At 51.4% G+C, this 26911-nt stretch carries 27 protein-coding genes and 1 tRNA gene; 13 read left to right on the top strand and 15 right to left on the bottom strand.

Features of this window, described 5'->3' with window-relative positions; all coding sequences use genetic code 11:
• Nucleotides 1–12 precede the first annotated feature (12 nt).
• Together tsaE and nnr are read right to left on the bottom strand one after the other, a co-directional pair.
• Entirely contained in the window at nt 13–474 is a 462-nt protein-coding gene (gene tsaE, locus WES_RS02200) for a tRNA (adenosine(37)-N6)-threonylcarbamoyltransferase complex ATPase subunit type 1 TsaE (protein ID WP_000981977.1), read from the bottom strand.
• Nucleotides 446–1993, bottom strand: a complete 1548-nt coding sequence (gene nnr, locus WES_RS02195) for a bifunctional ADP-dependent NAD(P)H-hydrate dehydratase/NAD(P)H-hydrate epimerase (RefSeq protein WP_077637382.1) — start codon at nt 1991–1993, stop codon at nt 446–448. Before nnr ends, tsaE begins: the two co-directional genes overlap by 29 nt.
• Here nnr and queG point away from each other — a divergent pair.
• Nucleotides 1992–3131, top strand: coding sequence for a tRNA epoxyqueuosine(34) reductase QueG (queG, locus tag WES_RS02190; protein ID WP_016159968.1), 1140 nt, complete (start codon nt 1992–1994; stop codon nt 3129–3131). The genes nnr and queG overlap by 2 nt on opposite strands.
• Here the strand turns inward: queG and WES_RS24205 are convergent.
• The 3 genes from WES_RS24205 to orn form a co-directional block, all read right to left on the bottom strand.
• Nucleotides 3114–3167: a hypothetical protein gene (locus WES_RS24205; protein ID WP_105285681.1), complete on the bottom strand. Its 54-nt coding sequence runs from the start codon at nt 3165–3167 to the stop codon at nt 3114–3116. The two genes, queG and WES_RS24205, sit on opposite strands and share 18 nt — an antisense overlap.
• A gap of 233 nt (nt 3168–3400) precedes the next feature.
• A tRNA-Gly gene (locus tag WES_RS02185) sits at nt 3401–3476 on the bottom strand.
• A 210-nt stretch (nt 3477–3686) separates the two neighbouring features.
• The gene (gene orn, locus WES_RS02180) at nt 3687–4232 is read right to left on the bottom strand and encodes an oligoribonuclease (protein ID WP_016159967.1); all 546 of its coding nucleotides are present in this window, start codon (nt 4230–4232) and stop codon (nt 3687–3689) included.
• A gap of 94 nt (nt 4233–4326) precedes the next feature.
• On the opposite strand from orn, the gene rsgA reads away from it, so the two are divergent.
• From rsgA to mscM, 3 genes are all read left to right on the top strand, one after another.
• Nucleotides 4327–5379 (top strand): small ribosomal subunit biogenesis GTPase RsgA, encoded by a 1053-nt coding sequence (gene rsgA / locus WES_RS02175; RefSeq protein ID WP_000041984.1) that lies wholly within the window; start codon nt 4327–4329, stop codon nt 5377–5379.
• Between the two features lie 96 nt (nt 5380–5475).
• On the top strand, nt 5476–6444 hold the full coding sequence (asd, locus tag WES_RS02170) for an archaetidylserine decarboxylase (protein WP_016159966.1): 969 nt from the start codon (nt 5476–5478) through the stop codon (nt 6442–6444).
• Between the two features lie 21 nt (nt 6445–6465).
• On the top strand, nt 6466–9789 hold the full coding sequence (gene mscM / locus WES_RS02165; RefSeq protein ID WP_016159965.1) for a miniconductance mechanosensitive channel MscM: 3324 nt from the start codon (nt 6466–6468) through the stop codon (nt 9787–9789).
• A 149-nt stretch (nt 9790–9938) separates the two neighbouring features.
• On the opposite strand, the gene yjeM is transcribed toward mscM, so the two are convergent.
• Nucleotides 9939–11441, bottom strand: coding sequence for a glutamate/gamma-aminobutyrate family transporter YjeM (gene yjeM, locus WES_RS02160; protein ID WP_016159964.1), 1503 nt, complete (start codon nt 11439–11441; stop codon nt 9939–9941).
• Nucleotides 11442–11658: 217 nt separating this feature from the next.
• A complete protein-coding gene (epmA, locus tag WES_RS02155) occupies nt 11659–12636 on the bottom strand; it encodes an elongation factor P--(R)-beta-lysine ligase (protein ID WP_000004775.1) in 978 nt (325 codons plus the stop codon).
• Between the two features lie 324 nt (nt 12637–12960).
• Between epmA and frdA the strand changes: the two genes are divergently transcribed.
• The 6 genes from frdA (at nt 12961) to blc (ending at nt 18089) form a co-directional block, all read left to right on the top strand.
• Nucleotides 12961–14769, top strand: coding sequence for a fumarate reductase (quinol) flavoprotein subunit (gene frdA / locus WES_RS02150; RefSeq protein ID WP_001192969.1), 1809 nt, complete (start codon nt 12961–12963; stop codon nt 14767–14769).
• Nucleotides 14762–15496, top strand: a complete 735-nt coding sequence (frdB, locus tag WES_RS02145; RefSeq protein WP_000829498.1) for a fumarate reductase iron-sulfur protein — start codon at nt 14762–14764, stop codon at nt 15494–15496. Before frdA ends, frdB begins: the two co-directional genes overlap by 8 nt.
• 10 nt (nt 15497–15506) lie before the next feature.
• On the top strand, nt 15507–15902 hold the full coding sequence (gene frdC / locus WES_RS02140; RefSeq protein ID WP_016159963.1) for a fumarate reductase subunit FrdC: 396 nt from the start codon (nt 15507–15509) through the stop codon (nt 15900–15902).
• A gap of 10 nt (nt 15903–15912) precedes the next feature.
• Nucleotides 15913–16272, top strand: coding sequence for a fumarate reductase subunit FrdD (gene frdD / locus WES_RS02135; RefSeq protein ID WP_016159962.1), 360 nt, complete (start codon nt 15913–15915; stop codon nt 16270–16272).
• 61 nt (nt 16273–16333) lie between these two features.
• Nucleotides 16334–17467: a BlaEC family class C beta-lactamase gene (locus WES_RS02130; RefSeq protein ID WP_016158914.1), complete on the top strand. Its 1134-nt coding sequence runs from the start codon at nt 16334–16336 to the stop codon at nt 17465–17467.
• Nucleotides 17468–17555: 88 nt separating this feature from the next.
• The gene (gene blc / locus WES_RS02125; RefSeq protein ID WP_001238382.1) at nt 17556–18089 is read left to right on the top strand and encodes a lipocalin Blc; all 534 of its coding nucleotides are present in this window, start codon (nt 17556–17558) and stop codon (nt 18087–18089) included.
• Here blc and sugE read toward each other — a convergent pair.
• The 4 genes from sugE to efp all read right to left on the bottom strand — a co-directional run bounded on the left by sugE (nt 18086) and on the right by efp (nt 19579).
• Nucleotides 18086–18403: a quaternary ammonium compound efflux SMR transporter SugE gene (gene sugE / locus WES_RS02120; protein ID WP_000118482.1), complete on the bottom strand. Its 318-nt coding sequence runs from the start codon at nt 18401–18403 to the stop codon at nt 18086–18088. The genes blc and sugE overlap by 4 nt on opposite strands.
• A 175-nt stretch (nt 18404–18578) precedes the next feature.
• Entirely contained in the window at nt 18579–18725 is a 147-nt protein-coding gene (gene ecnB / locus WES_RS02115; protein ID WP_000239596.1) for a lipoprotein toxin entericidin B, read from the bottom strand.
• Between the two features lie 110 nt (nt 18726–18835).
• Nucleotides 18836–18961 (bottom strand): lipoprotein antitoxin entericidin A, encoded by a 126-nt coding sequence (gene ecnA / locus WES_RS02110; protein WP_016158913.1) that lies wholly within the window; start codon nt 18959–18961, stop codon nt 18836–18838.
• 51 nt (nt 18962–19012) lie between these two features.
• Nucleotides 19013–19579, bottom strand: a complete 567-nt coding sequence (efp, locus tag WES_RS02105; RefSeq protein ID WP_000257278.1) for an elongation factor P — start codon at nt 19577–19579, stop codon at nt 19013–19015.
• 41 nt (nt 19580–19620) lie between these two features.
• Here efp and epmB point away from each other — a divergent pair, with 41 nt between their 5' ends.
• Together epmB and WES_RS02095 are read left to right on the top strand one after the other, a co-directional pair.
• Nucleotides 19621–20649, top strand: coding sequence for an EF-P beta-lysylation protein EpmB (gene epmB, locus WES_RS02100; protein WP_016158912.1), 1029 nt, complete (start codon nt 19621–19623; stop codon nt 20647–20649).
• A 383-nt stretch (nt 20650–21032) separates the two neighbouring features.
• Nucleotides 21033–21902, top strand: a complete 870-nt coding sequence (locus WES_RS02095) for a YjeJ family protein (protein WP_000155819.1) — start codon at nt 21033–21035, stop codon at nt 21900–21902.
• A gap of 202 nt (nt 21903–22104) precedes the next feature.
• Here WES_RS02095 and WES_RS02090 read toward each other — a convergent pair whose 3' ends face one another.
• The 3 genes from WES_RS02090 to WES_RS02080 all read right to left on the bottom strand — a co-directional run bounded on the left by WES_RS02090 (nt 22105) and on the right by WES_RS02080 (nt 24579).
• Complete coding sequence (locus tag WES_RS02090; protein WP_000558209.1) at nt 22105–22458, bottom strand: DUF4156 domain-containing protein; 354 nt, start codon at nt 22456–22458, stop codon at nt 22105–22107.
• A 137-nt stretch (nt 22459–22595) separates the two neighbouring features.
• Nucleotides 22596–24242, bottom strand: coding sequence for a chaperonin GroEL (gene groL, locus WES_RS02085; protein WP_000729121.1), 1647 nt, complete (start codon nt 24240–24242; stop codon nt 22596–22598).
• A gap of 43 nt (nt 24243–24285) precedes the next feature.
• Nucleotides 24286–24579, bottom strand: a complete 294-nt coding sequence (locus WES_RS02080; protein WP_001026276.1) for a co-chaperone GroES — start codon at nt 24577–24579, stop codon at nt 24286–24288.
• Nucleotides 24580–24854: 275 nt separating this feature from the next.
• Between WES_RS02080 and yjeH the strand changes: the two genes are divergently transcribed.
• Entirely contained in the window at nt 24855–26111 is a 1257-nt protein-coding gene (yjeH, locus tag WES_RS02075; RefSeq protein ID WP_016158911.1) for an L-methionine/branched-chain amino acid transporter, read from the top strand.
• 15 nt (nt 26112–26126) lie between these two features.
• Here yjeH and WES_RS02070 read toward each other — a convergent pair whose 3' ends face one another.
• On the bottom strand, nt 26127–26603 hold the full coding sequence (locus tag WES_RS02070) for an FxsA family protein (protein WP_001267449.1): 477 nt from the start codon (nt 26601–26603) through the stop codon (nt 26127–26129).
• Between the last annotated feature and the right edge of the window lie 308 nt (nt 26604–26911).

The raw sequence follows: 26911 nt of genomic DNA on the forward strand, positions 1-26911 counted from the left end.
CACCTTCAAAGGTTAACCGGCTAAACGCGCCAGCAACAATTCACCCGCAGAGGAGACCGCACTCACGCGCGCCTCACGGCCTTGTGCCTGATAATCAATGTGTATTTCGACATCCGGGTCAGGAAGAACACCTGTACCTTGTTGTGGCCACTCCACCAGGCAGATGGCATCGTTGGCAAAATAATCGCGGATCCCCATAAACTCCAGCTCCTCGGGATCGGCAAGGCGGTACAAATCAAAGTGATAAACCATTAAGTTGTCGAGCGTATAGGGTTCGACCAGCGTATAAGTGGGGCTTTTGACATTACCCTGATGACCCAGAGCCTGTAAAAAGCCCCGGCTAAAGGTGGTTTTACCTGCGCCTAAATCGCCATACAGATAGATTACGGTTGCGCCATCGCAGGCTTTCGCTACCCGCTCGCCCAGGTCTAATGTTGCCTGCTCATCAGGGAGCGGAATTACTCGATTCATCATGGTTTTTATCAGTCACTTCCGGGTTAACAATACGCTGTAGCGTGGAAAAGAGATCGGTTGCCAGCATCCCGCGCGTACCAAAACGCGCCGCCAGCACGTCAGCCGCCGCGCCGTGTGCGATACATCCAGCACAGGCGGCATCATATGGCGACAGTTTTTGCCCAAGCAATGCGCCAATAATACCAGAGAGCACATCGCCCATGCCGCCAGTGGCCATGCCTGCATTCCCGGCATCAATAATGCCTAAGTCATCAGGGTTTGCTGCGACCACGGTTCCGGCACCTTTCAGCACCGCTACGCCGCCATAACGTTGTACCAGACGTTGGGCGCAATGTAAGCGGTCACTTTCAATTTCAGCGACGGAACAGCCCAACAACCGTGCGGCCTCGCCAGGATGCGGCGTGATCACGCGATTGTGACGCTTATCGGGATTGATTGCCAGCAGGTTCAATGCATCGGCATCCCACAACATCGGTTTGCGAAAATTCTCCACTTTTTGCAGGGCTTTTTTCCCCCACTCTTGCTGGCCCAGACCGGGACCAATCACCACCACATCGGCCCATTCCAGGCTTTCAGTTAAAGATTTATCCGTCAACTCGAACACCATCAATTCCGGACGTGCGGTCAGCAGCGGCGCAATGTTTTCGCTGCGGGTCAGCACTCTGACTAAACCGGCTCCAGCACGCAGCGCCGCTTCTCCCGCCATACGAATAGCCCCTGCCGTGCCGTGATCGCCACCGATAATCACCAGCCGCCCATGATCGCCTTTATGCGAAGACGGGCGACGCGGTTTCAGCCAGTGAGAAAGTTGTTCTGCAGAAAACCGCTGAATTTTCGTCTCCTGACTTGCCAGCCAACAGTCCAGTCCCAGCGAGTCAAAATGCAGTTGCCCGGTAACATCCCGCGCTTTGCCGGTTAACAAACCTGGTTTCAGCGCAATAAAAGTGATGGTTTGATCGGCGTTGATCACCGCGCCTGGCGCGGCTCCGGTTTGTACCAGCAGGCCGGAAGGGATATCAATCGCCACAATCGGCGCAGGACAGGAATTAGCATGGTCGATTAATTGGCTAATAGATTCGCGGGGCGCTTGCTGCAAGCCTGTGCCGAGCAGCGCATCAACAATCAACTCCACCGACTCGGGCCAGACAATATTCGAGGCATGGATCTCGCCTCCCGCGTTTAACCATGCTTCGCGTGCCAGCGCAGCCTCTTCCGGTAACGGTTTGTCGCTCTCCAGAGCCAGCAACGTAACCTCAATACCGACCGCTTTTGCCAGCCGCGCGACCACGTAGCCATCGCCGCCGTTATTGCCATGACCGCACAGCACCAGCCAGTGGCGGGCGTCAGGATAAGCCGAACGACACACCTGAAACGCGGCTTCACCCGCGCGAAGCATCAGCTCATAGAGCGTTAGCCCCAGCGCATCTGCCGCTTCGCGTTCACCACGTCGGATATCGTCGGCGTGCCAGACGGTGTGTGGTATACTTACGGGGTTTTTCTTCATTGTATGGTCCGTCATGTCAGAGCCCCTCGATCTCAATCAGTTAGCGCAAAAAATTAAACAGTGGGGACTGGAACTGGGCTTTCAGCAGGTGGGTATTACCGACACCGATCTCAGCGAGTCCGAGCCAAAACTGCAAGCATGGCTGGACAAACAATACCACGGCGAAATGGACTGGATGGCACGTCACGGTATGCTGCGCGCCCGCCCCCACGAGTTATTGCCCGGTACGCTGCGTGTGATCAGCGTGCGGATGAATTACCTGCCTGCCAACGCCGCATTTGCCAGCACGCTGAAAAATCCTAAACTCGGCTATGTTAGCCGTTATGCGCTGGGCCGTGATTATCACAAACTTCTGCGCAACCGACTCAAAAAGCTGGGCGAGATGATTCAGCAACATTGTGTTTCGCTGAATTTTAGACCGTTTGTCGATTCTGCGCCTGTTCTTGAGCGCCCGTTGGCTGAAAAAGCGGGACTTGGCTGGACAGGTAAGCACTCACTTATCCTCAATCGCGAAGCTGGTTCGTTCTTCTTTTTAGGCGAACTGCTGGTTGATATTCCGTTACCTGTGGATCAAACGGTCGAGGAAGGATGCGGTAAATGCGTGGCCTGTATGACGATTTGCCCGACCGGAGCCATTGTCGAGCCATATACCGTAGATGCTCGCCGCTGCATTTCTTATCTGACGATAGAACTGGAAGGGGCAATCCCGGAAGAGTTACGCCCGTTAATGGGAAACCGTATTTACGGTTGCGATGATTGCCAGCTTATCTGCCCGTGGAATCGCTATTCGCAACTGACAACTGAAGACGATTTCAGCCCACGCAAACCATTACACGCACCGGAACTCATTGAGTTATTCGCCTGGAGCGAAGAGAAGTTTTTAAAAATAACAGAAGGTTCAGCGATTCGCCGTATAGGCCACCTGCGCTGGCTGCGTAATATCGCCGTAGCATTAGGCAATGCCCCCTGGGATGAAGCGATTCTGGCGGCGCTGGAAAGTCGTAAAGGTGAGCATCCACTTCTTGATGAACACATAGCGTGGGCGATTGCGCAGCAAATCGAGCGACGAAATGCATGCGTGGTTGAGGTTCAACTACCGAAAAAACAGCGTCTTGTTCGGGTGATTGAAAAGGGCTTACCACGCGACGCCTGATTCATCCACAGCTTGTGAATAAAAATAAAAACGTATTGCAATTCAAGCCGGAAAAAATCGTCAAGCGATCAATACGACAAATCGAAACCTTAATTTTCAATTTAAATATCAACACGTTAAGAATTTACTATTCACCGTGCGAAGTTTTTCTGAAATTAAGATTACAGCCTGAACCTGTGGATAACTCTGTTTACAAGAGTTTGTCAGAGACAACAAAAACCAGCAATAACGCATCGCGTCGCTGTGGATAGTTTATTGAGAGGAGAATTTGGAGCGGGAAACGAGACTCGAACTCGCGACCCCGACCTTGGCAAGGTCGTGCTCTACCAACTGAGCTATTCCCGCGTACTACTTAATTTTTGCTTTCGTAATTTCGCATTTCTGCGTCGTTACGGGAGGCGCATTATACGAGAAATCTTTCCCTCTGCAACCCCCCTAAAAATTTTTTTTTGAGTTTTTATCTCAAGTGCTGAAATTATCAGCAAGACGTTCAATTTAGCGCCAAACCCACGCCGCCGCAAGTGGAATCCGGCGGTTACGTGACCAGGAAAAATTTTACAGCTTGATAAAATGTTCGCGGTAGTAAGCCAGCTCCGCCACCGATTCACGGATATCATCCATCGCCTGATGCGTCCCCTGCTTGGTAAAACCATCAAGAATTTCCGGCTTCCAGCGGCGCGCCAGCTCTTTCAGGGTGCTGACATCAAGATAACGGTAGTGGAAGTAGGCTTCCAGCTCCGGCATGTATTTAAACAGGAAGCGACGGTCCTGACCGATGCTGTTACCGCAAATCGGCGATTTTCCCGCAGGCACCCACTGTTTTAAAAATTCGAGCGTTGCCAGCTCAGCTTCCCGATCGCCCATCGTGCTCGCTTTCACGCGCTCCACCAGCCCGCTGGCGGTATGGGTGCGCACGTTCCAGTCATCCATCAGCGCCAGCTGTTCATCGGACTGATGTACTGCAATGGTCGGCCCTTCTGCCAGAATATTCAGGTTGGCATCGGTCACCAGCGTGGCAATCTCAATAATGCGATCACACTCGGGATCCAGACCGGTCATCTCAAGATCGATCCAAATCAGGTTGTTTTCATTGGCACTCATGCTATTTTCCACCCATTCACAGTGACTATATTGATCCACAATTGCGTGTATCATAGATGTTTTGCCCATCAGGGGCGACCAGGAGTCAGTACGATTGAGTAAAAATAAACTCTCCAAAGGCCAACAGCGCCGTGTGAACGCCAATCACCAGCGTCGTCTTAAAACGTCTAAGGAGAAGCCCGACTACGACGACAATCTGTTTGGCGAGCCTGATGAAGGTATCGTCATCAGCCGTTTTGGTATGCACGCTGATGTGGAATCCGCAGACGGCGAAGTTCACCGCTGCAATATTCGCCGTACCATCCGTTCGCTGGTAACCGGCGATCGCGTGGTCTGGCGTCCGGGTAAACCAGCGGCAGAAGGCGTAAATGTCAAAGGGATCGTGGAAGCGGTGCATGAGCGCACCTCGGTGTTGACGCGCCCGGATTTCTACGACGGCGTGAAACCTATTGCCGCCAACATCGACCAGATTGTCATTGTCTCCGCTATTTTGCCGGAGCTGTCGCTCAATATTATCGACCGTTACCTGGTGGCCTGCGAAACCTTGCAGATTGAACCGATTATCGTGCTCAACAAGATAGACCTGCTGGACGACGAAGGCATGGCATTCGTCAACGAGCAGATGGATATTTATCGCAACATCGGTTATCGCGTATTGATGGTTTCCAGCCATACTCAGGATGGGCTGAAACCGCTGGAAGAGGCGTTGACCGGGCGCATCAGCATTTTTGCCGGACAGTCCGGCGTCGGCAAATCCAGTCTGCTTAACGCGCTGCTGGGGCTGCAAAAAGAGATCCTGACCAACGATGTCTCGGACAACTCCGGTCTCGGTCAGCACACCACCACTGCTGCCCGGCTGTATCACTTTCCGCACGGCGGCGATGTCATTGATTCCCCTGGCGTACGTGAATTTGGTCTCTGGCATCTGGCACCGGAACAAATCACTCAAGGCTTTGTCGAATTTCATGATTACTTAGGCCTGTGTAAATATCGCGATTGCAAACACGATACCGATCCGGGCTGCGCAATCCGTGAAGCGGTTGATGAGGGGAAAATCGCGGAAACTCGTTTCGAAAACTATCACCGTATTCTGGAAAGCATGGCGCAGGTAAAAACGCGTAAAAACTTTTCTGATACGGATGACTGACAATTAAGCTAACCGTCGTTAGAATCGTCCCCTTTTTTTCAGGATCCGGCATGAACGCCGGATCAGGAACGACAAAACAATGGCCTGGAGGCTACCTTGTTAAATTCATTTAAACTTTCGCTACAGTACATTCTGCCAAAACTATGGCTTACTCGCCTGGCGGGTTGGGGCGCAAGCAAGCGGGCAGGATGGCTGACAAAACTGGTTATCGATCTGTTCGTTAAATACTACAAGGTCGACATGCAAGAGGCACAAAAGCCGGACACCGCCAGTTACCGCACCTTTAACGAATTTTTTGTCCGTCCGTTGCGTGACGAAGTACGCCCAATCGATACCGATCCAAATGTCCTGGTCATGCCTGCCGATGGCGTTATTAGCCAGTTAGGTAAAATCGAAGAAGATAAAATCCTGCAAGCCAAAGGCCACAACTACAGCCTCGAAGCCCTGCTGGCGGGTAACTACCTGATGGCGGATCTTTTCCGCAATGGTACGTTTGTGACCACTTACCTCTCCCCGCGTGACTACCACCGCGTGCATATGCCGTGCAACGGCATTCTGCGGGAGATGATCTACGTGCCGGGCGATCTCTTCTCTGTGAACCATCTCACCGCTCAGAACGTGCCGAATCTGTTTGCCCGTAACGAACGCGTAATCTGCCTGTTCGATACCGAATTTGGCCCGATGGCGCAGATTCTGGTCGGTGCGACGATTGTTGGCAGCATTGAGACGGTCTGGGCGGGCACCATTACGCCACCGCGCGAAGGCATCATCAAACGCTGGACCTGGCCTGCAGGGGAAAACGACGGCTCCGTGGCACTGCTGAAAGGCCAGGAAATGGGTCGCTTTAAACTCGGCTCTACCGTTATCAACCTGTTTGCACCGGGTAAAGTGAATCTGGTTGAGCAACTGGCAAGCCTTTCTGTCACTAAGATTGGTCAGCCACTGGCAGTATCTACCGAACCCTTTGTTACCCCAGAAGCTGAACCTGCCCCGCTTCCTGCTGAAGAGATCCAGGCAGAACACGACGCCAGCCCATTGGTTGACGACAACAAAGACCCGGTCTAATCCATCAAAGGAAACGCTGACGTGCGCCTGATTATCACTTTTCTGATGGCCTGGTGCCTCAGTTGGGGGGCGTACGCCGCGACGGCCCCCGATAGCAAACAAATCACCCAGGAACTGGAGCAGGCAAAAGCGGCGAAACCCGCGCAGCCAGAAGTCGTAGAGGCGCTCCAGTCTGCCTTAAATGCGCTTGAGGAGCAAAAAGGCTCCCTTGAGCGCATCAAGCAATATCAGCAAGTTATCGATAATTACCCCAAACTCTCCGCTACTCTGCGCGCGCAGTTGAACAACATGCGTGATGAGCCGCGCAGCGTGTCGCCGGGGATGTCTACCGACGCGCTGAATCAGGAAATTCTCCAGGTCAGCAGCCAGTTGCTGGATAAAAGCCGTCAGGCTCAGCAAGAACAGGAGCGCGCCCGCGAGATTGCGGATTCGCTGAATCAACTGCCGCAACAGCAAACCGACGCACGCCGTCAGTTGAATGAAATCGAGCGTCGTCTCGGGACACTTACGGGAAATAGTCCACTTAATCAGGCGCAAAATTTCGCGTTGCAGGCCGACTCCGCACGTTTGAAGTCATTGGTCGATGAGCTCGAACTGGCACAACTTTCTGCCAATAACCGTCAGGAACTGACGCGTCTGCGTTCGGCACTGGCAGAAAAAGAGAGTCAACAACTGGATGCGTATTTGCAGGCATTGCGTAACCAGTTGAATAGCCAACGCCAGCTTGAGGCTGAACGGGCACTCGAAAGCACTGAATTACTGGCAGAAAGCAGTGCCGATTTGCCGAAAGATATCGTCGCTCAATTCAAAATTAACCGCGAACTGTCGGCGGCGTTGAATCAGCAGGCGCAGCGGATGGATCTCGTCGCTTCACAGCAACGTCAGGCTACCAGCCAGACGTTACAGGTTCGGCAGGCGTTGAATACGCTACGTGAACAATCACAATGGCTGGGTTCGTCAAACCTGCTCGGCGAAGCACTGCGGGCGCAGGTGGCACGGCTGCCAGAAATGCCCAAACCGCAGCAACTGGATACTGAAATGGCGCAGTTGCGCGTGCAACGGTTACGTTATGAGGATCTCCTCAATAAACAGCCGCTGCTACGGCAAATCCATCAGGCCGACGGTCAACCACTTACCGCCGAACAAAACCGTATTCTTGAAGCACAATTGCGTACTCAGCGTGAGTTACTGAACTCCTTACTCCAGGGTGGCGACACGCTACTGCTTGAACTGACCAAGCTGAAAGTCTCCAACGGACAACTGGAAGATGCGCTGAAAGAGGTCAATGAAGCGACGCACCGCTATCTGTTCTGGACCTCTGACGTGCGCCCGATGACCATCGCCTGGCCGCTGGAGATCGCTCAGGATCTGCGCCGTCTGATCTCGCTGGACACCTTCAGCCAGTTAGGTAAAGCCACCATGATGATGCTGACCAGCAAAGAGACGATTTTGCCGCTGTTTGGCGCGTTGATTCTGGTCGGTTGCAGTATTTACTCGCGCCGCTATTTCACCCGTTTTCTTGAACGTTCGGCAGCGAAAGTCGGCAAAGTCACCCAGGATCACTTCTGGCTGACGTTGCGCACCCTTTTCTGGTCGATTCTCGTCGCATCACCGCTGCCAGTGCTGTGGATGACGCTGGGTTACGGCTTGCGCGAGGCGTGGCCTTATCCGCTGGCGGTAGCGATTGGCGATGGCGTAACGGCCACCGTGCCGCTGCTGTGGGTAGTGATGATTTGTGCCACCTTTGCCCGCCCGAACGGCTTGTTTATCGCTCATTTTGGCTGGCCGCGCGAACGGGTTTCCCGTGGGATGCGCTACTATCTGATGAGCATCGGGCTTATTGTGCCGCTGATTATGGCGCTGATGATGTTCGATAATCTCGACGACCGCGAGTTTTCCGGTTCGCTGGGACGTCTTTGCTTTATCCTCATTTGCGGTGCACTGGCGGTAGTCACACTCAGCCTGAAAAAAGCCGGTATCCCGCTGTATCTCAACAAAGAAGGTAGCGGTGACAACATTGCTAACCATATGTTGTGGAACATGATGATTGGCGCACCGCTGGTCGCTATTCTCGCCGCAGCGGTGGGTTATCTGGCAACGGCGCAAGCTCTGCTGGCAAGGCTGGAAACATCGGTCGCCATCTGGTTCCTGTTGCTGGTGGTTTATCATGTTATCCGCCGCTGGATGCTGATCCAGCGACGCAGGCTGGCGTTTGACCGGGCGAAGCATCGCCGGGCAGAGATGTTAGCGCAACGTGCGCGTGGCGAAGAAGAAGCGCATCATCACAGTAGCCCGGAAGGGGCAATTGAAGTCGATGAAAGCGAAGTCGATCTCGATGCTATCAGCGCGCAATCCTTACGGCTGGTGCGTTCAATCCTGATGCTGATCGCCCTGCTTTCGGTCATTGTGCTGTGGTCGGAAATCCATTCCGCTTTTGGCTTCCTCGAAAATATTTCGCTATGGGATGTCACATCCACAGTGCAGGGCGTGGAAAGTCTGGAACCGATTACCCTCGGTGCGGTGCTGATTGCCATTCTGGTGTTTATTATCACCACGCAGCTGGTGCGCAACCTGCCCGCGCTGCTGGAGCTGGCGATTTTGCAGCACCTCGATTTAACGCCGGGTACGGGCTACGCCATCACCACCATCACCAAATATCTGCTGATGCTGATTGGCGGGCTGGTCGGCTTCTCGATGATTGGTATTGAGTGGTCGAAATTGCAGTGGCTGGTCGCTGCGCTCGGTGTTGGTCTCGGCTTTGGTTTGCAGGAGATTTTCGCCAACTTTATCTCTGGCCTGATTATCCTGTTCGAAAAACCGATTCGCATTGGCGATACGGTGACAATTCGCGATCTCACCGGTAGCGTGACGAAAATTAACACCCGTGCCACCACCATCAGCGACTGGGACCGTAAAGAGATTATTGTGCCAAACAAGGCGTTTATTACTGAGCAGTTTATCAACTGGTCGCTCTCTGACTCAGTCACACGCGTGGTGTTGACGATTCCGGCTCCTGCCGATGCCAACAGTGAAGAAGTGACGGAGATCCTGCTAACCGCAGCACGCCGCTGTTCGCTGGTAATCGACAATCCGGCGCCGGAAGCCTTCCTGGTGGATCTGCAACAGGGGGTTCAGATTTTCGAATTGCGTATTTACGCCGCTGAAATGGGACACCGGATGCCGCTGCGCCATGAGATCCACCAGTTGATTCTGGCAGGCTTCCACGCCCACGGTATTGATATGCCATTCCCGCCCTTCCAGATGCGTCTGGAAAGCCTGAACGGTAAACAAACGGGAAGAACATTAACTTCTGCGGGTAGACGTCGCCAGGCGGGAAGTTTGTAATGTGTGAAGCTGCCAAATGACGCCAACGTGGCTAATTTAGCAGCTTAGCATCATCTTCAGTTATCTCCGGCTCCGGAGAGTATCATCCATAACGCATTTCTTCCTGACAACTCATCGCCGGACTGGCGATGAGTTGTTATTGCAGACAATCAATCTAAAGTTAACTCAGGCTGACTCGCCATGCGGCTGCAATAGTTCTGGTAAATCGCCATCGCTAACAGAGAGAAGAAGATAGGGCCGCCAATCATCCACAATGTGCTGTCCCAGTCTCCGGCCTCAACCACTGGCTGGATGATGGTGAAGACGTTCGCAAAAGTCACCACCAGTACGACAACCACCGTCGCGATCATTGCCGACATATGCGTTTTGAAAATCACAAACGGTCTGTCGAGATCCTGACGCGCTTTAAAGAACGGGAAAGCCAGCGCGAGGAACAGATACGGAATGGTCATGGAAACGTTCGCCATCAGCGTCAGCTTGTTAAAGAACGCCGATGCGGTGCCGCCGCCAAAGGAAACCAGCAGGATGAAGACAGTCACCAACCCACACTGCATCCACATGGCAATGGACGGCATCCCCATGGCGTTCAGGCGCGTCATCGGCTCCGGCCACAAGGCTTTCGGCGTTCCCTGAATGATTGCTTTCAGTGGTGAATAGCAGAGCGTAAAGAACGCACCGGTGTAAGCGAGGAACATGGAAAGTCCGGTAATACGCGCAAACCATACGCCCAGCGACAATGACGCTTCAGGTGATAAATGCAGCGCGTTACCCAGCGACATCCCCAGGCTCTTCATCAGCACATAGGTAATATTGCCGAGGTTAACAGAACCATTACTTAATACCTGCTGCCAGTTAGTGCTGACGCCCCATAAGAATATTGCCAACGAATAACCGATTGAAATAACAATAGCGGCAAAAACAATACCTTTAGCAAAGTTCTTTTCTGGGTTTTCCGTTTTATCTACCAGTCCACCTACAGCCTCAATTCCGCCATAAGCAAAAATGGCAAATACGACAAAAGATAACATCGCCAGTCCGGACTGATATCCCGGATTCGGTGATGCCAGGAAATTAATATCTTGCGCGAAATGCCCACCATTTAATAACAAAATAGTAATGCTTACTAACAGCAATACTAAATTAAGACACATTACTGCAATACCGCCCACCGCAGTAATACGGGCAATTTTATTAATCCCTTTCGAGGCAACGACGGTAACCAGAATCATCCATGCTACAGCCAGCAGCCCAACCACCTGCGTAGGCTCAAGCCCAGCAATGCGCCAGTGCTGGGTCATATCGCTACCATAGAGGAAAGTAGAAAACGGCACCCAGACTTTAGCGGAGGTACTCACCATCCAAATGATATAAGAGGAAAACCACATAAATGTGCCGATGAAAGCAAAACGTGGTCCAACGCTATTATTCATCCAGGAATAGATACCGCCTTCTTCTTTGCGATAGGCAGCCCCCATTTCAGCCATCATTAAGGCGAATGGAATAAAGAATAATAATGCAGAAAATATATACCACGGAATCGCACTATATCCCATTAAATAATAAGCCGAAGGGCTATTCGCAAAACCGAATACTGAAGTAAAGATCATCAGTATGAGTCCAATTAGACTCATCTTTTTTATCGTGTGAGGCATGAAATCATCCTTCATTTCAGCGCGCATATTAAACGCGCCAACTAACTGCACTACCCACCGATTAGTGGGCAACAATAAAACTAAAACAGAATTGATACCCGGATGATAGCAAACATCCAGTCTTAAATTGTGCGCTTTAGCGGAAAAATGAAAACATATGCTACAGAATGGCGCTGACTACGCCATTCTATGTTGATTTATGGCCAATTTTTCAGAATTATGCCCGGTCGACACTAAAGGCGATCACTTCTGCCAGTGTCTCCGCGCCCAGTGCTAACATCACCAGGCGGTCAACACCTAACGCCACACCGGAACAGTCGGGCATACCAACTTCAAGAGCTTCGATCAGGTTATGGTCGATAGGATGCTGCGGTAAACCACGTGCCGCACGTTTACGGTTATCCTGTTCAAAACGTTGTTGCTGTTCACGGGCATCCGTCAATTCATGGAAACCATTCGCCAGCTCAATACCTTTGTAGTAGACCTCGAAGCGTTCTGCGACCCGATGATCCTCGGTACTGATTTGTGCCAGTGATGCCTGAGTGGCTGGAAAATGGTACACAAAAGTTGGTTTCTCTTTACCAATGTTCGGTTCCACACCAAAGGTAAACAACAGTTGCAGCAGCGTGTCGCGGTCTTCTTCGGTATCTGCAACGTTGCTGAGATCCAGCTTTGCCGCCACTTCCCGCAACTGCGTTTTATCAGCAGAGAGCGGATCAATTTCCAGATAACGCAAGAAGGCTTGCTGATAAGAAAGGCTTTCTGCTGCCGGGCAGTCCAGCACCTGTTGCAGAAGATCGTCCACCTCGTTCATCAACCGGTACATATCATAGTGCGGTCGATACCACTCCAGCATCGTGAACTCAGGGTTGTGATAACGACCCATCTCTTCATTACGAAAGCTGCGGCACAGCTGGAATACCGGACCACAACCGGCAACCAACAGGCGTTTCATGTGGTATTCCGGGCTGGTCATTAACCAGAGATTCATCCCCTGCGAATGCCCGGGGCCAACGAAACGTGTCTCAAACGGGACCAGATGAATATCGGTTACCGTCGCCTGGCTCATACAAGGCGTCTCCACCTCCAGTACTCCACGATCGGCAAAGAAACGACGGATCTCCGCCATAATCGCCGCGCGCTTTAATAAGTTAGGAATGGATGCGCTCGGCTGCCAGGATGCCGTTTCGCTCATAGTAAAATCTCCAGTTTTTAACAAGGGCACGAAGTCTACTCGCAACGCGACGGCGAGACAAATTTTACGCAGGAATCAATCAACGGTGGGCAGTGACTAAAAAAACCACAACATGATGCTTTAGTAATTAAATTAATCATCTTCAGTGATAATTTAGCCCCCTGGCACGCTAAAAAAATCGATCTCGTCAAATTTCAGACTTATCCATCAGACTATACTGTTGTACCTATAAAGGAGCAGTGGAATAGCGTTCGCAGACCGTAACTTTCAGATACTTACCCTGAAGTACGGTGCTGCGGGATAAAAACAATCTGGAGGAATGTCGTGCAAACCTTTCAAGCCGATCTTGCCATTGTAGGTGCCGGTGGCGCGGGATTACGTGCTGCAATTGCTGCCGCGCAGGCAAATCCAAATGCAAAAATCGCACTAATCTCAAAAGTATACCCGATGCGCAGCCATACCGTTGCCGCTGAAGGGGGCTCAGCCGCTGTCGCGCAGGATCATGACAGCTTCGAATATCACTTTCACGATACAGTAGCGGGTGGCGACTGGTTATGTGAGCAGGATGTTGTGGATTATTTCGTCCACCACTGCCCAACCGAAATGACCCAACTGGAACTGTGGGGATGCCCATGGAGCCGTCGCCCGGATGGTAGCGTCAACGTACGTCGCTTCGGCGGCATGAAAATCGAGCGTACCTGGTTCGCCGCCGATAAGACCGGCTTCCATATGCTGCACACGCTGTTCCAGACCTCTCTGCAATTCCCGCAGATCCAGCGTTTTGACGAACATTTCGTGCTGGATATTCTGGTTGATGATGGTCATGTTCGCGGCCTGGTAGCAATGAACATGATGGAAGGCACGCTGGTGCAGATCCGTGCTAACGCGGTCGTTATGGCTACCGGCGGTGCGGGTCGCGTTTATCGTTACAATACCAATGGCGGCATCGTTACCGGTGACGGTATGGGTATGGCGCTAAGCCACGGCGTTCCGCTGCGTGACATGGAATTCGTTCAGTATCACCCAACCGGTCTGCCAGGTTCCGGTATCCTGATGACCGAAGGCTGCCGTGGTGAAGGCGGTATTCTGGTCAACAAAAATGGCTACCGTTATCTGCAAGATTACGGCATGGGCCCGGAAACTCCGCTGGGCGAGCCGAAAAACAAATATATGGAACTGGGTCCACGCGACAAAGTTTCTCAGGCCTTCTGGCACGAATGGCGTAAAGGCAACACCATCTCCACACCGCGTGGTGATGTGGTTTATCTCGACCTGCGTCACCTCGGCGAGAAAAAACTGCATGAACGTCTGCCGTTCATCTGCGAACTGGCGAAAGCGTACGTTGGCGTCGATCCGGTTAAAGAACCGATTCCGGTACGTCCGACCGCGCACTACACCATGGGCGGTATCGAAACCGATCAAAACTGCGAAACCCGTATTAAAGGTCTGTTTGCCGTTGGCGAATGTTCCTCTGTTGGTCTGCACGGTGCAAACCGTCTGGGTTCCAACTCGCTGGCGGAACTGGTGGTCTTCGGTCGTCTGGCGGGTGAGCAAGCAATGGAACGCGCATCTACTGCTGGTAATGGCAACGATGCGGCAATCAATGCCCAGGTTGCTGGCGTTGAGCAGCGCCTGAAAGATCTGGTTAACCAGGATGGCGGCGAAAACTGGGCGAAGATCCGCGACGAAATGGGCCAGTCCATGGAAGAAGGTTGCGGTATCTACCGTACACCGGAACTGATGCAGAAAACCATCGACAAACTGGCGGAACTGCAAGAACGCTTCAAGCGCGTGCGTATCACCGACACTTCCAGCGTGTTCAACACCGACCTGCTCTACACCATTGAGCTGGGTCATGGGCTGAACGTTGCTGAATGTATGGCACACTCCGCGATGGCACGTAAAGAATCTCGCGGCGCGCACCAGCGTCTGGACGAAGGTTGCACCGAGCGTGACGACGTCAACTTCCTCAAACACACCCTCGCCTTCCGCGATGCTGATGGCACTACTCGCCTGGAGTACAGCGACGTGAAGATTACTACGCTGCCGCCAGCTAAACGCGTTTACGGTGGCGAAGCGGATGCAGCCGATAAGGCGGAAGCAGCCAATAAGAAGGAGAAGGCGAATGGCTGAGATGAAGAACCTGAAAATCGAGGTGGTGCGCTATAACCCGGAAGTCGATACCGCACCGCATAGCGCATTCTATGAAGTGCCTTATGACGCAACCACCTCATTACTGGATGCGCTGGGCTATATCAAAGACAACCTGGCACCAGACCTGAGCTACCGCTGGTCCTGCCGTATGGCGATTTGTGGTTCCTGCGGCATGATGGTTAACAACGTACCGAAACTGGCATGTAAAACCTTCCTGCGCGACTACACCGACGGTATGAAGGTTGAAGCGTTAGCTAACTTCCCGATCGAACGCGATCTGGTCGTCGATATGACCCACTTCATCGAAAGTCTGGAAGCGATCAAACCGTACATCATCGGCAACTCCCGCACTGCGGATCAGGGTACTAACATTCAGACCCCGGCGCAGATGGCGAAGTATCACCAGTTCTCCGGTTGCATCAACTGTGGTCTGTGCTACGCCGCGTGCCCGCAGTTTGGCCTGAACCCAGAGTTCATCGGTCCGGCTGCCATTACGCTGGCGCATCGTTATAACGAAGATAGCCGCGACCACGGTAAAAAGGAGCGTATGGCGCAGTTAAACAGTCAGAACGGCGTATGGAGCTGTACTTTCGTGGGCTACTGCTCCGAAGTCTGCCCGAAACACGTCGATCCGGCTGCGGCCATTCAGCAGGGCAAAGTAGAAAGTTCGAAAGACTTTCTTATCGCGACCCTGAAACCACGCTAAGGAGTGCAACATGACGACTAAACGTAAACCGTATGTACGGCCAATGACGTCCACCTGGTGGAAAAAATTGCCGTTTTATCGCTTTTACATGCTGCGCGAAGGCACGGCGGTTCCGGCTGTGTGGTTCAGCATTGAACTGATTTTCGGGCTGTTTGCCCTGAAAGATGGCCCGGAATCCTGGGCGGGATTCGTCGACTTTTTACAAAACCCGGTTATCGTGATTATTAACCTGATCACTCTGGCGGCAGCCCTGCTGCACACCAAAACCTGGTTTGAGCTGGCACCGAAAGCGGCCAATATCATTGTAAAAGACGAAAAAATGGGACCAGAGCCAATTATCAAAAGTCTCTGGGCGGTAACCGTGGTTGCCACCATCGTAATCCTGTTTGTTGCCCTGTACTGGTAAGGAGCCTGAGATGATTAATCCAAATCCAAAGCGTTCTGACGAACCGGTATTCTGGGGCCTCTTCGGGGCCGGTGGTATGTGGGGCGCAATCATTGCGCCGGTGATGATCCTGCTGGTTGGCATTCTGCTACCACTGGGGCTGTTTCCGGGTGATGCACTGAGCTATGAGCGCGTTCTGGCGTTCGCACAGAGCTTCATTGGTCGCGTATTCCTGTTCCTGATGATCGTCCTGCCGCTGTGGTGTGGTTTACACCGTATGCACCACGCGATGCACGATCTGAAAATCCACGTGCCTGCGGGCAAATGGGTTTTCTACGGCCTGGCTGCTATCCTGACAGTTGTCACGCTGATTGGTATCGTTACAATCTAACGTATCGCCAATGTAAATCCGGCCCGCCTATGGCGGGCCGTTTTGTATGGAAACCAGACCCATGTTCAAAACGACGCTCTGCGCCTTATTAATTACCGCCTCTTGCTCCGCACTTTCCGCCCCCCAACAGCTCAACGATATTGTGCATCGCGCAATTAATCCGCTTATAGAGCAACAAAAAATCCCTGGTATGGCGGTTGCGGTGATTTATCAGGGCAAGCCCTATTACTTTACCTGGGGCTATGCGGACGTAGCAAAAAAGCAGCCCGTCACACAGCAAACGTTGTTTGAGTTAGGTTCTGTCAGCAAAACATTTACGGGTGTGCTCGGTGGCGACGCTATTGCACGAGGGGAAATCAACCTAAGCGATCCCGCGACAAAATACTGGCCTGAACTTACTGCTAAACAGTGGAACGGGATCACGCTATTACATCTTGCAACCTACACCGCTGGCGGCCTGCCGTTACAGGTGCCCGATGAAGTGAAGTCCTCAGGCGACTTGCTACGTTTCTATCAAAACTGGCTGCCCACCTGGGCACCAGGAACACAGCGTCTGTATGCCAACTCCAGTATCGGTTTGTTCGGCGCGCTGGCTGTGAAGCCGTCTGGTTTGAGCTTTGAACAGGCGATGCAAGCTCGTGTCTTCCAGCCACTCAAACTCACCCATACGTGGATTAATGTGCCACCCGCAGAAGAAAAGAATTACGCCTGGGGATATCGTGAAGGTAAGGCCGTGCATGTTTCGCCAGGGGCGTTAGATGCTGAAGCGTACGGTGTGAAATCAACCATTGAAGATATGGCTCACTGGGCGCAGAGCAATATGAATCCCCGTGATATCAACGACAAAACACTTCAGCAAGGTATCCAGCTGGCGCAGTCGCGCTACTGGCAAACTGGCGACATGTATCAAGGTCTGGGCTGGGAAATGCTGGACTGGCCGGTGGATCCAGACAGCATCATTAATGGCAGCGACAGTAAAATTGCGCTGGCAGCACGACCAGTAAAAGCGATTACGCCCCCTGCCCCTGCGGTACGTGCATCATGGGTACATAAAACAGGCGCGACCGGCGGGTTTGGTAGCTACATCGCATTTATTCCAGAGAAAGAGCTGGGGATTGTGATGCTGGCTAACAAAAACTATCCGAATCCAGCGAGAGTCGCTGCCGCCTGGCAAATTCTCAACGCTTTGCAATAACAACGCAGATGGTCCGAATTTTCGGACCTTTTATCCGCTTTTCCTTGCTGTCATCTACACTTAGAAAAAAACCAGTAAGGAAACATCTATGCGCCTGCTCCCTCTCGTTGCCGCAGCGACAGCGGCATTTCTGGTCGTTGCCTGTAGTTCACCTACACCGCCGCGTGGCGTTACTGTGGTAAATAATTTTGATACCAAACGCTATCTGGGTACGTGGTATGAGATTGCCCGTTTTGATCACCGTTTTGAACGTGGACTGGAGAAAGTGACCGCGACGTATAGCCTGCGGGATGACGGCGGCCTGAATGTCATTAATAAAGGCTATAACCCTGACAGAGAAATGTGGCAGCAGAGTGAAGGGAAAGCGTACTTTACCGGCGCACCAACTCGCGCTGCGCTGAAAGTGTCATTCTTTGGTCCTTTCTATGGCGGTTATAACGTCATTGCACTTGATCGGGAATACCGCCATGCGCTGGTTTGCGGCCCGGACCGCGACTACCTGTGGATACTCTCCCGCACGCCAACCATTTCTGACGAAGTGAAACAGGAGATGCTGGCAGTCGCGACCCGGGAAGGGTTTGATGTCAGTAAATTTATTTGGGTACAGCAGCCCGGTAGTTAGTGAGTGCTGAGTTTCAGACCAATAATCCCCAATACGATTAACGCCAGACTCGCCAGGCGCATCGGGTTAGCGGACTCACCGAGCAGTACAATGCCGGTGATGGCCGCGCCGACTGCGCCAATACCCGTCCACACGGCATAAGCCGTCCCTACTGGTAACGATTTCATCGCCCAGGCAAGTAGCGCCATACTGACAATCATCGCCGTCACAGTAATAACACTCGGCGTCAAACGACTAAAGCCGTGGGTATATTTCAGGCCAACGGCCCATACCACTTCCAGCAGACCAGCAATAACTAAGATAATCCAGGACATATCAGGCTCCGGAGAATTGGGGCCGTCCCCGGTGAAAAGAGGCGTTTGCAGGTCGTCCTGCAAAGCTGATGGTTGAACGGATATTTTGCCAGGTGGCAGGGGAATTTCAACTATTACCGTTATGACTATCGCAGAAAAAACAAACGGCACGACACAGCTGTCGTACCGTTATTGCTTATTGCTGCGCTTTCGTTGCTGCGCCAGAAATCGCGTTACCGCCATCAGAAATGTCTTCACCAACGCCACGCGTGGTGTTGCAGGCAGTTAATACTGTTGAAAGCACCAGAACAGAAAAGATCGCTGCAATTGTCTTCTTCACCATAACGTCTTCCTTTTAGGTAATGTTATTTATGTTTGCCTATAGCAAATTAATAATAGACAACATCGCCAAAAATGATGGGAATCTGATGATTTTTCGGAAGAGAAGAAAAATTAGCTGGCAGCGCGAGAGATGGAGTTGCCGAGATGTTTGATGTCTTCGCCGAAACCGCGAGCGGTGTTACAGCCCGTGAGCAGCGTGCTGGCAAGCAAAACAAGAACGATAAGGCTTTTCATCATCTCTGACCTGAATAAGTGATGGTGCAGCCTGCAGGCCGCACCACAACCGCATTACTTCACGCGAGAGACGTATTCACCAGAGCGGGTATCCACTTTGATGACTTCGCCGATTTGTACGAACAGCGGAACTTTAACCACAGCGCCAGTAGACAGGGTAGCCGGTTTGCCGCCAGTACCTGCGGTATCACCTTTCAGGCCCGGATCGGTATCAACGATTTCCAGTTCAACGAAGTTCGGCGGAGTAACGGAGATCGGCTGACCATTCCACAGAGTTACGATACACTCTGCCTGATCCAGCAGCCATTTAGCGTTGTCGCCAATTGCTTTTGCATCAGCAGACAGCTGCTCGAAAGTTTCGTTGTTCATGAAGTGCCAGAACTCACCGTCGTTGTACAGGTAAGTCAGGTTCATATCGACAACATCAGCGCCTTCAGCGGAATCAGTAGATTTGAAGGTTTTTTCTACGCGAGTACCGGTCAGCAGACGACGCAGTTTAACGCGAGCAAATGCCTGGCCTTTACCCGGTTTTACGAATTCACTCGCTTCAACCGCGTAAGGTTCGCCGTCTAACATGATTTTAAGACCAGCACGAAAATCGTTGCTATAGTACGTTGCCATAAGGCCCTCTGAAATTTGTTAATTGGTAGCTAAGCCACAAAATGGCGCATATTGTAACCCTAAATACCCCATCCAGAGAAGATTGGTTAACGCAACTTGCCGATGTTGTGACCGATCCTGATGAACTTCTGCGTCTTTTGAATATAGACGCGGACGAAAAACTGTTGGCCGGACGCAGCGCCAAAAAGCTGTTTGCCCTGCGTGTGCCCCGCTCATTTATCGATCGCATGGAGAAAGGCAATCCGGACGATCCTCTTTTGCGTCAGGTAGTTACCTCGCAAGATGAGTTTGTCGTCGCGCCCGGATTCTCCACCGACCCACTGGAAGAACAGCACAGCGTAGTGCCTGGTTTGTTGCATAAATACCACAACCGGGCGCTTTTGCTGGTCAAAGGCGGCTGCGCGGTTAATTGCCGTTATTGCTTCCGTCGCCACTTCCCGTATGCCGAAAATCAGGGCAACAAGCGTAACTGGCAAACTGCACTTGAGTATGTTGCTGCGCATCCGGAACTGGACGAGATGATTTTCTCCGGCGGCGATCCGCTGATGGCGAAAGATCACGAGCTGGACTGGTTGCTCACACAACTGGAAGCCATCCCGCATATAAAACGTCTGCGGATTCACAGCCGTCTGCCGATTGTGATCCCGGCGCGCATCACAGAGGCGCTGGTTGAACGCTTTGCCCGTTCTACGCTGCAAATCTTGCTGGTGAATCACATCAACCATGCCAATGAGGTAGATGAAACATTCCGTCAGGCAATGGCTAAGTTGCGCCGCGTGGGCGTGACTTTGCTGAACCAGAGCGTTCTGTTACGTGGCGTGAATGATAACGCACAAACGCTGGCAAACCTGAGTAATGCGTTGTTCGATGCCGGCGTGATGCCCTATTACCTGCATGTGCTCGATAAAGTGCAGGGCGCAGCGCATTTTATGGTGAGTGATGATGAAGCACGGCAGATTATGCGTGAGTTGCTGACACTGGTGTCAGGATATCTGGTGCCGAAACTGGCGCGCGAGATTGGCGGTGAACCCAGCAAAACGCCTCTGGATCTCCAGCTACGCCAGCAGTAACTGATTAACAGGGAAGTTAAACAGAAAATTGCCTGATGCGCTTCGCTTATCAGGCCTACATCGCGCATTGAAACTCAATGAGCTGTAGGCGGGATAAGGCATTTACGCCGCATCCGGCAAGAGCAACGAACACGAGAACAGAGACCGGTCACTCAACAGAGAAGTTTAATCTTTGCCCGTTGCATAACCTTTAATTATTCATTTACGTTGCTATTTTTACTCTTTATATAGCCAACACCAATAATTAACCTTTCTTTTCTGTTTATATATAGAGTGAGCACTGCTATTTATGTTATTTTAAAAACTATTACTACCAAGCCCATTTATCTGGCTTATACATTAAAATTAATTATTTTATTGAAAAATGGTTAGGGAGAACCTACATGACCATAAGCATCAAGGGTGTTAATACCGGTGTTATTCGCAAGAGTAATAATTTCATTGCACTGGCGCTGAAAATTAAAGAGCCTCGCAATAAAGAATCGTTATTCTTTATGTCTGTTATGGAACTACGCGACCTACTGATTGCGCTAGAAAGTCGTCTGCATCAAAAGCATAAACTGGATGCTGATACACGTATTCAGTATGAGCAGGCTCGCGATAAAGTCATGAAGAAAATGGCAGAGAATATCCCAGAAATTCTGGTTGATGAGCTTAAAAATGCCGATATTAATCGCCGGGTTAACACGCTGGAACTTACCGAAAATCAGGGCGAAAATCTTACCTTCGAATTAACGCTACATGACGGTAGCAAATGTGAGTTAGTCGTTAATGAGTTGCAGATTGAAATGCTGGCGCGAGCAATCATTCATGCAATTAATAATGCTGAAATGCGTGAACTGGCATTGCGTATTACATCGCTATTAGATTTCCTGCCGTTATATGACGTCGACTGCCAGGACAATGGCAATCTGGAATATGACACCTATTCTCAGCCGGAATGGAAACATAATCTGTTTAGCCATTATCTGGCGGTGCTTTATCGCTTTAAAGATGAAAGTGGCAAAGAACAATTTAGCGGCGCGGTGGTGAAAACGCGTGAAGCGACAGCGGGTAAAGAAATTGAGGCTATCACACGCCGGATGCTTGATTTCAGTCCACGGCTGAAAAAACTCGCGGGTGTGCCATCTCAGGTTTACGTTCGTACAGTAGCAGCAAATAACGCCCAACCGCTGACTCAGGATCAATGCTTACGCGCAATACATCACTTACGAGTTCAGTCCATCAGCAAGGCCGCGCCACAGGCGAAATAATCTCATCTTTTTGAATGCGAGGCTGGAGCCATCCAGCCTGGAATTACTGATAACGTGATCGTTGATCATGCCGGATGCGGCGAAAACGTCTTATCCGGCCTACAAATTCTCGAATATTCAATCAGTTGCAATGCTCGATGTAGGCCTGATAAGCGAAGCGCATCAGGCAATTACACGTTTGTCATCCAGCCTCTGAATCATATCAGTTCGGGCACTTATAAACCTGGCCGATAATCTGGCTATCAGTCGGAACAAAACTGGACAACATCCCCTGCGACGGGCTGCTGATACCATAAATCACATTACCGCCCATTGCTGCCGCCTGGTTGCGCAGATCGTTTGCTGCACCGCGCATAGAACCGCCTTCTTCACCGTGTTGCCCGGAAAGCCAGTTACTTTGCTTACCTGTCGCAGTACCAATCAGTTGGCACTCGGCACCAGGCTGCTCGTCAACAATGCGTACACTCTGACCGGCAGCACTCAATTCGTTGCTGGAGCTACAACCCGCCATCAGTAGCGCGGCACCGACAATCCCTGCTAAGTATTTTACGTGCATGTTATTCCCCATAATCAATGAGCTGGACGCAACTCGCGTCGTCCGTGTCTGAATCTTATACTAGAAAGATGACCAAAAGAAAAACCCCCAGACATTTCTGCCCGGGGGTTTCTTTATTTCTGCGAGGTGCAGGGCAATTACATCATGCCGCCCATGCCACCCATGCCGCCCATACCGCCAGCAGCGCCTAAGTCAGCTGCATCGTTTTTCGGCAGGTCGGTAACCATGCACTCGGTGGTGATCATCAGACCAGCCACAGAAGCTGCGTACTGCAGAGCAGAACGAGTTACTTTGGTTGGATCCAGGATACCCATGTCGATCATGTTGCCGTATTCTTCGGTTGCTGCGTTGTAACCGTAGTTGCCGTCGCCGCCTTTAACGGTGTTAGCAACAACAGACGGTTCTTCACCGCAGTTCAGGACGATCTGACGCAACGGAGCTTCCATTGCACGCAGTGCAACTTTGATACCCACGTTCTGGTCTTCGTTCTGACCACGCAGGTCAGCCAGTTTAGACGCTACGCGGATCAGCGCAACACCACCACCAGCAACCACGCCTTCTTCTACCGCAGCACGGGTCGCGTGCAGGGCGTCTTCAACGCGTGCTTTTTTCTCTTTCATTTCAACTTCGGTAGCAGCACCTACTTTGATAACTGCAACGCCGCCTGCCAGTTTCGCTACGCGCTCCTGCAGTTTTTCACGGTCGTAGTCAGAAGTTGCTTCTTCAATCTGCTGACGGATCTGAGCAACACGGCCCTGGATTGCAGCTTCTTCACCCACGCCATCGATGATGGTGGTGGTATCTTTGTTGATCACAACACGTTTAGCCTGACCCAGGTCTTCCAGAGTCGCTTTTTCCAGCTCCATACCGATCTCTTCAGAGATTACAGTACCGCCAGTCAGGGTTGCGATATCCTGCAGCATTGCTTTACGACGATCGCCGAAGCCCGGTGCTTTAACCGCAGCGACTTTCACGATGCCGCGCATGGTGTTAACAACCAGAGTTGCCAGTGCTTCGCCTTCAACATCTTCAGCGATGATCAGCAGCGGTTTGCCTGCTTTTGCAACAGCTTCCAGAACTGGCAGCATTTCGCGGATGTTGGAGATTTTCTTGTCAGCCAGCAGGATGAACGGGCTTTCCAGTTCTACTGCGCCAGTTTCCGGCTTGTTGATGAAGTAAGGAGACAGGTAGCCACGGTCGAACTGCATACCTTCAACCACGTCCAGTTCGTCCTGCAGACCAGTACCGTCTTCAACGGTGATAACGCCTTCTTTACCGACTTTGTCCATCGCTTCAGCGATCAGTTTACCTACGGTTTCGTCGGAGTTAGCGGAGATAGTACCAACCTGAGCAATAGCTTTAGAGTCAGAGCACGGTACGGACAGCGTTTTCAGTTCTTCAACTGCAGCGGTAACGGCTTTGTCGATACCACGTTTCAGATCCATCGGGTTCATGCCCGCAGCAACAGCTTTCAGACCTTCAGTGATGATAGCCTGAGCCAGTACGGTTGCAGTGGTAGTACCGTCGCCTGCAGCGTCGTTCGCTTTAGAGGCAACTTCTTTCACCATCTGCGCACCCATGTTTTCGAACTTGTCTTCCAGTTCGATTTCACGAGCTACGGAAACACCATCTTTGGTGATGGTCGGTGCACCGAAAGATTTATCCAGAACTACGTTACGGCCTTTCGGACCGAGGGTAACTTTCACTGCATCTGCCAGTACGTTTACGCCGCGCAGCATTTTCACACGAGCGTCGTTACCGAATTTTACGTCTTTAGCTGCCATTATCTTTATTCCTTAAATTCGTATGTTCAGTGTCGTGCGCGGATTACGCTTCAACAATTGCCAGAATGTCGCTTTCGGACATGATCAACACTTCTTCATTGTCGATCTTCTCAGATTTCACACCGTAGCCATCGTTGAAAATAACGATGTCGCCAACTTTCACGTCCAGCGGCTTCACTTCGCCATTTTCAAGGATACGGCCATTGCCGACAGCCAGCACTTCGCCACGGGTAGATTTAGCCGCTGCAGAGCCGGTCAGAACGATGCCGCCAGCAGATTTAGTTTCAACTTCTTTACGCTTGACGATCACGCGATCATGCAATGGACGAATATTCATTGATAACTCTCCTTTGAGAAAGTCCGTATCTGTTATGGGTGACGCCGGAGCTTACGTGGTTTCCCGGCTGGTGACCAGAGAAATGGGGATGAGGCATCTCCCCTTCAAGGGGGAAAATGAAAAAAAATTCTGATCAGCACAAAATCGGGTGAAAACCCTGATTCACCTCACGTTTCATCGCAATTTCGACATCGCCGTCATAAGTAAATCTGATTGTGCTACCATCGAAAATCTACGCAGTTGCCCAAAATTTGGGCGCAATCGGACTTCAACCCATGAGTGGACTCAAACAAGAATTGGGGCTGGCCCAGGGTATCGGCCTGCTATCGACGTCATTATTAGGCACTGGCGTGTTTGCCGTTCCGGCGTTAGCTGCTCTGGTGGCAGGCAATAATAGCCTGTGGGCGTGGCCAGTTTTGATTATCTTAGTGTTCCCGATTGCAATTGTGTTTGCGATTCTGGGTCGCCACTACCCCAACGCGGGCGGCGTCGCGCACTTCGTCGGTATGGCGTTCGGCTCGCGACTTGAGCGAGTCACCGGCTGGCTGTTTTTATCGGTTATTCCCGTGGGTTTGCCCGCCGCGCTACAAATTGCTGCCGGGTTCGGTCAGGCGATGTTTGGCTGGCATAGCTGGCAACTATTGTTGGCAGAACTCGGTACACTGGCGCTGGTGTGGTATATCGGTACTCGCGGTGCCAGTTCCAGTGCTAATCTACAAACGGTCATTGCCGGGCTTATCGTCGCACTGATTGTTGCCATCTGGTGGGCGGGCGATATCAAACCTGCGAACATCCCCTTCCCTGCGCCAGGTGATATCGAACTTTCCGGGTTATTTGCTGCGTTATCGGTGATGTTCTGGTGCTTTGTCGGTCTGGAGGCATTTGCCCATCTCGCTTCGGAATTTAAAAATCCAGAGCGTGATTTTCCGCGCGCTTTGATGATTGGTCTACTGCTGGCAGGATTAGTCTACTGGGGCTGTACGGTAGTCGTCTTACACTTCGACGCCTATGGTGAAAAAATGGCGGCGGCTGCATCGCTTCCCAAAATTGTGGTGCAGCTATTCGGTGTAGGGGCGTTATGGATTGCCTGCGTGATTGGCTATCTGGCCTGCTTTGCCAGTCTCAACATTTATATACAGAGCTTCGCCCGCCTGGTCTGGTCACAGGCGCAACATAATCCTGAGCACTACCTGGCACGCCTCTCTTCTCGCCATATCCCGAATAATGCCCTCAATGCGGTGCTCGGCTGTTGCGTAGTAAGCACGTTGGTGATTCATGCTTTAGGGATCAATCTGGACGCACTCATTATTTATGCCAACGGCATCTTTATTATGATTTACCTGTTGTGCATGTTGGCAGGCTGTAAATTATTGCAAGGACGTTATCGCGTACTGGCGGTGATTGGCGGGCTGTTATGCGTTCTGTTACTGGCAATGGTCGGCTGGAAAAGTCTCTATGCGCTAATCATGCTGGCGGGGTTATGGCTGTTTTTGCCAAAACGAAAAACGCCGGAAAATGGCATAACCACATAATCCGGCGTTTTGACATTAATCCTGGCGATCGTCTTTATGGTCAAGACGATCGTGGTCATTATCCTTTCGCTGATACTCACCATCAAAAGTATTACCACCACCGGTCCCGGCGCTAAAACCGCCGCCCGGCATCCGGGAGAAACGCAAATGCGGCATCAGCTTCACTGTCAGATGCTTTTGCACCGGCGGTAATAAAAGCAGAAGTCCCAGGAAATCGGTGAAAAAGCCCGGCAATAAAAGCAGCAAACCGGCAATGATCAACGAAACACTTTTAATCATCTCCGCCGCTGGGTTTTCACCCGCCGCCATTTTTTGCTGCATCAGCACGAAATTCTTAAAGCCCTGGTTACGTACCAGTGACATACCGATAACCGATGTGAATATAACCAGTACGAGGGTCAGCAATACCCCCAGAACATGGGCAACCTGAATAAAAATTGAAATCTCAATATAGACATAAAGGAAAATGGCAATAAAAGGTAACCAGCGCAAAGGTTTCTCCTGTAATAGCAACCGGTTAAATCCGGACGCCTGAATGGGTTGCGAATCGCGTTCAGCTTATATTGTGGTCATTAGCAAAATTTCAAGATGTTTGCGCAACTATTTTTGGTAGTAATCCCAAAGCGGTGATCTATTTCACAAATTAATAATTAAGGGGTAAAAACCGACACTTAAAGTGATCCAGATTACGGTAGAAATCCTCAAGCAGCATATGATCCCGGGTATTCGGCCGATGCAGGGGATAATCGTCGGTCGAAAAACATTCGAAACCACATATATTCTGTGTGTTTAAAGCAAAT

This window comes from Escherichia sp. KTE31 (assembly GCF_000407925.1).
GTDB classification, from domain to species: Bacteria; Pseudomonadota; Gammaproteobacteria; order Enterobacterales; family Enterobacteriaceae; genus Escherichia; species Escherichia ruysiae.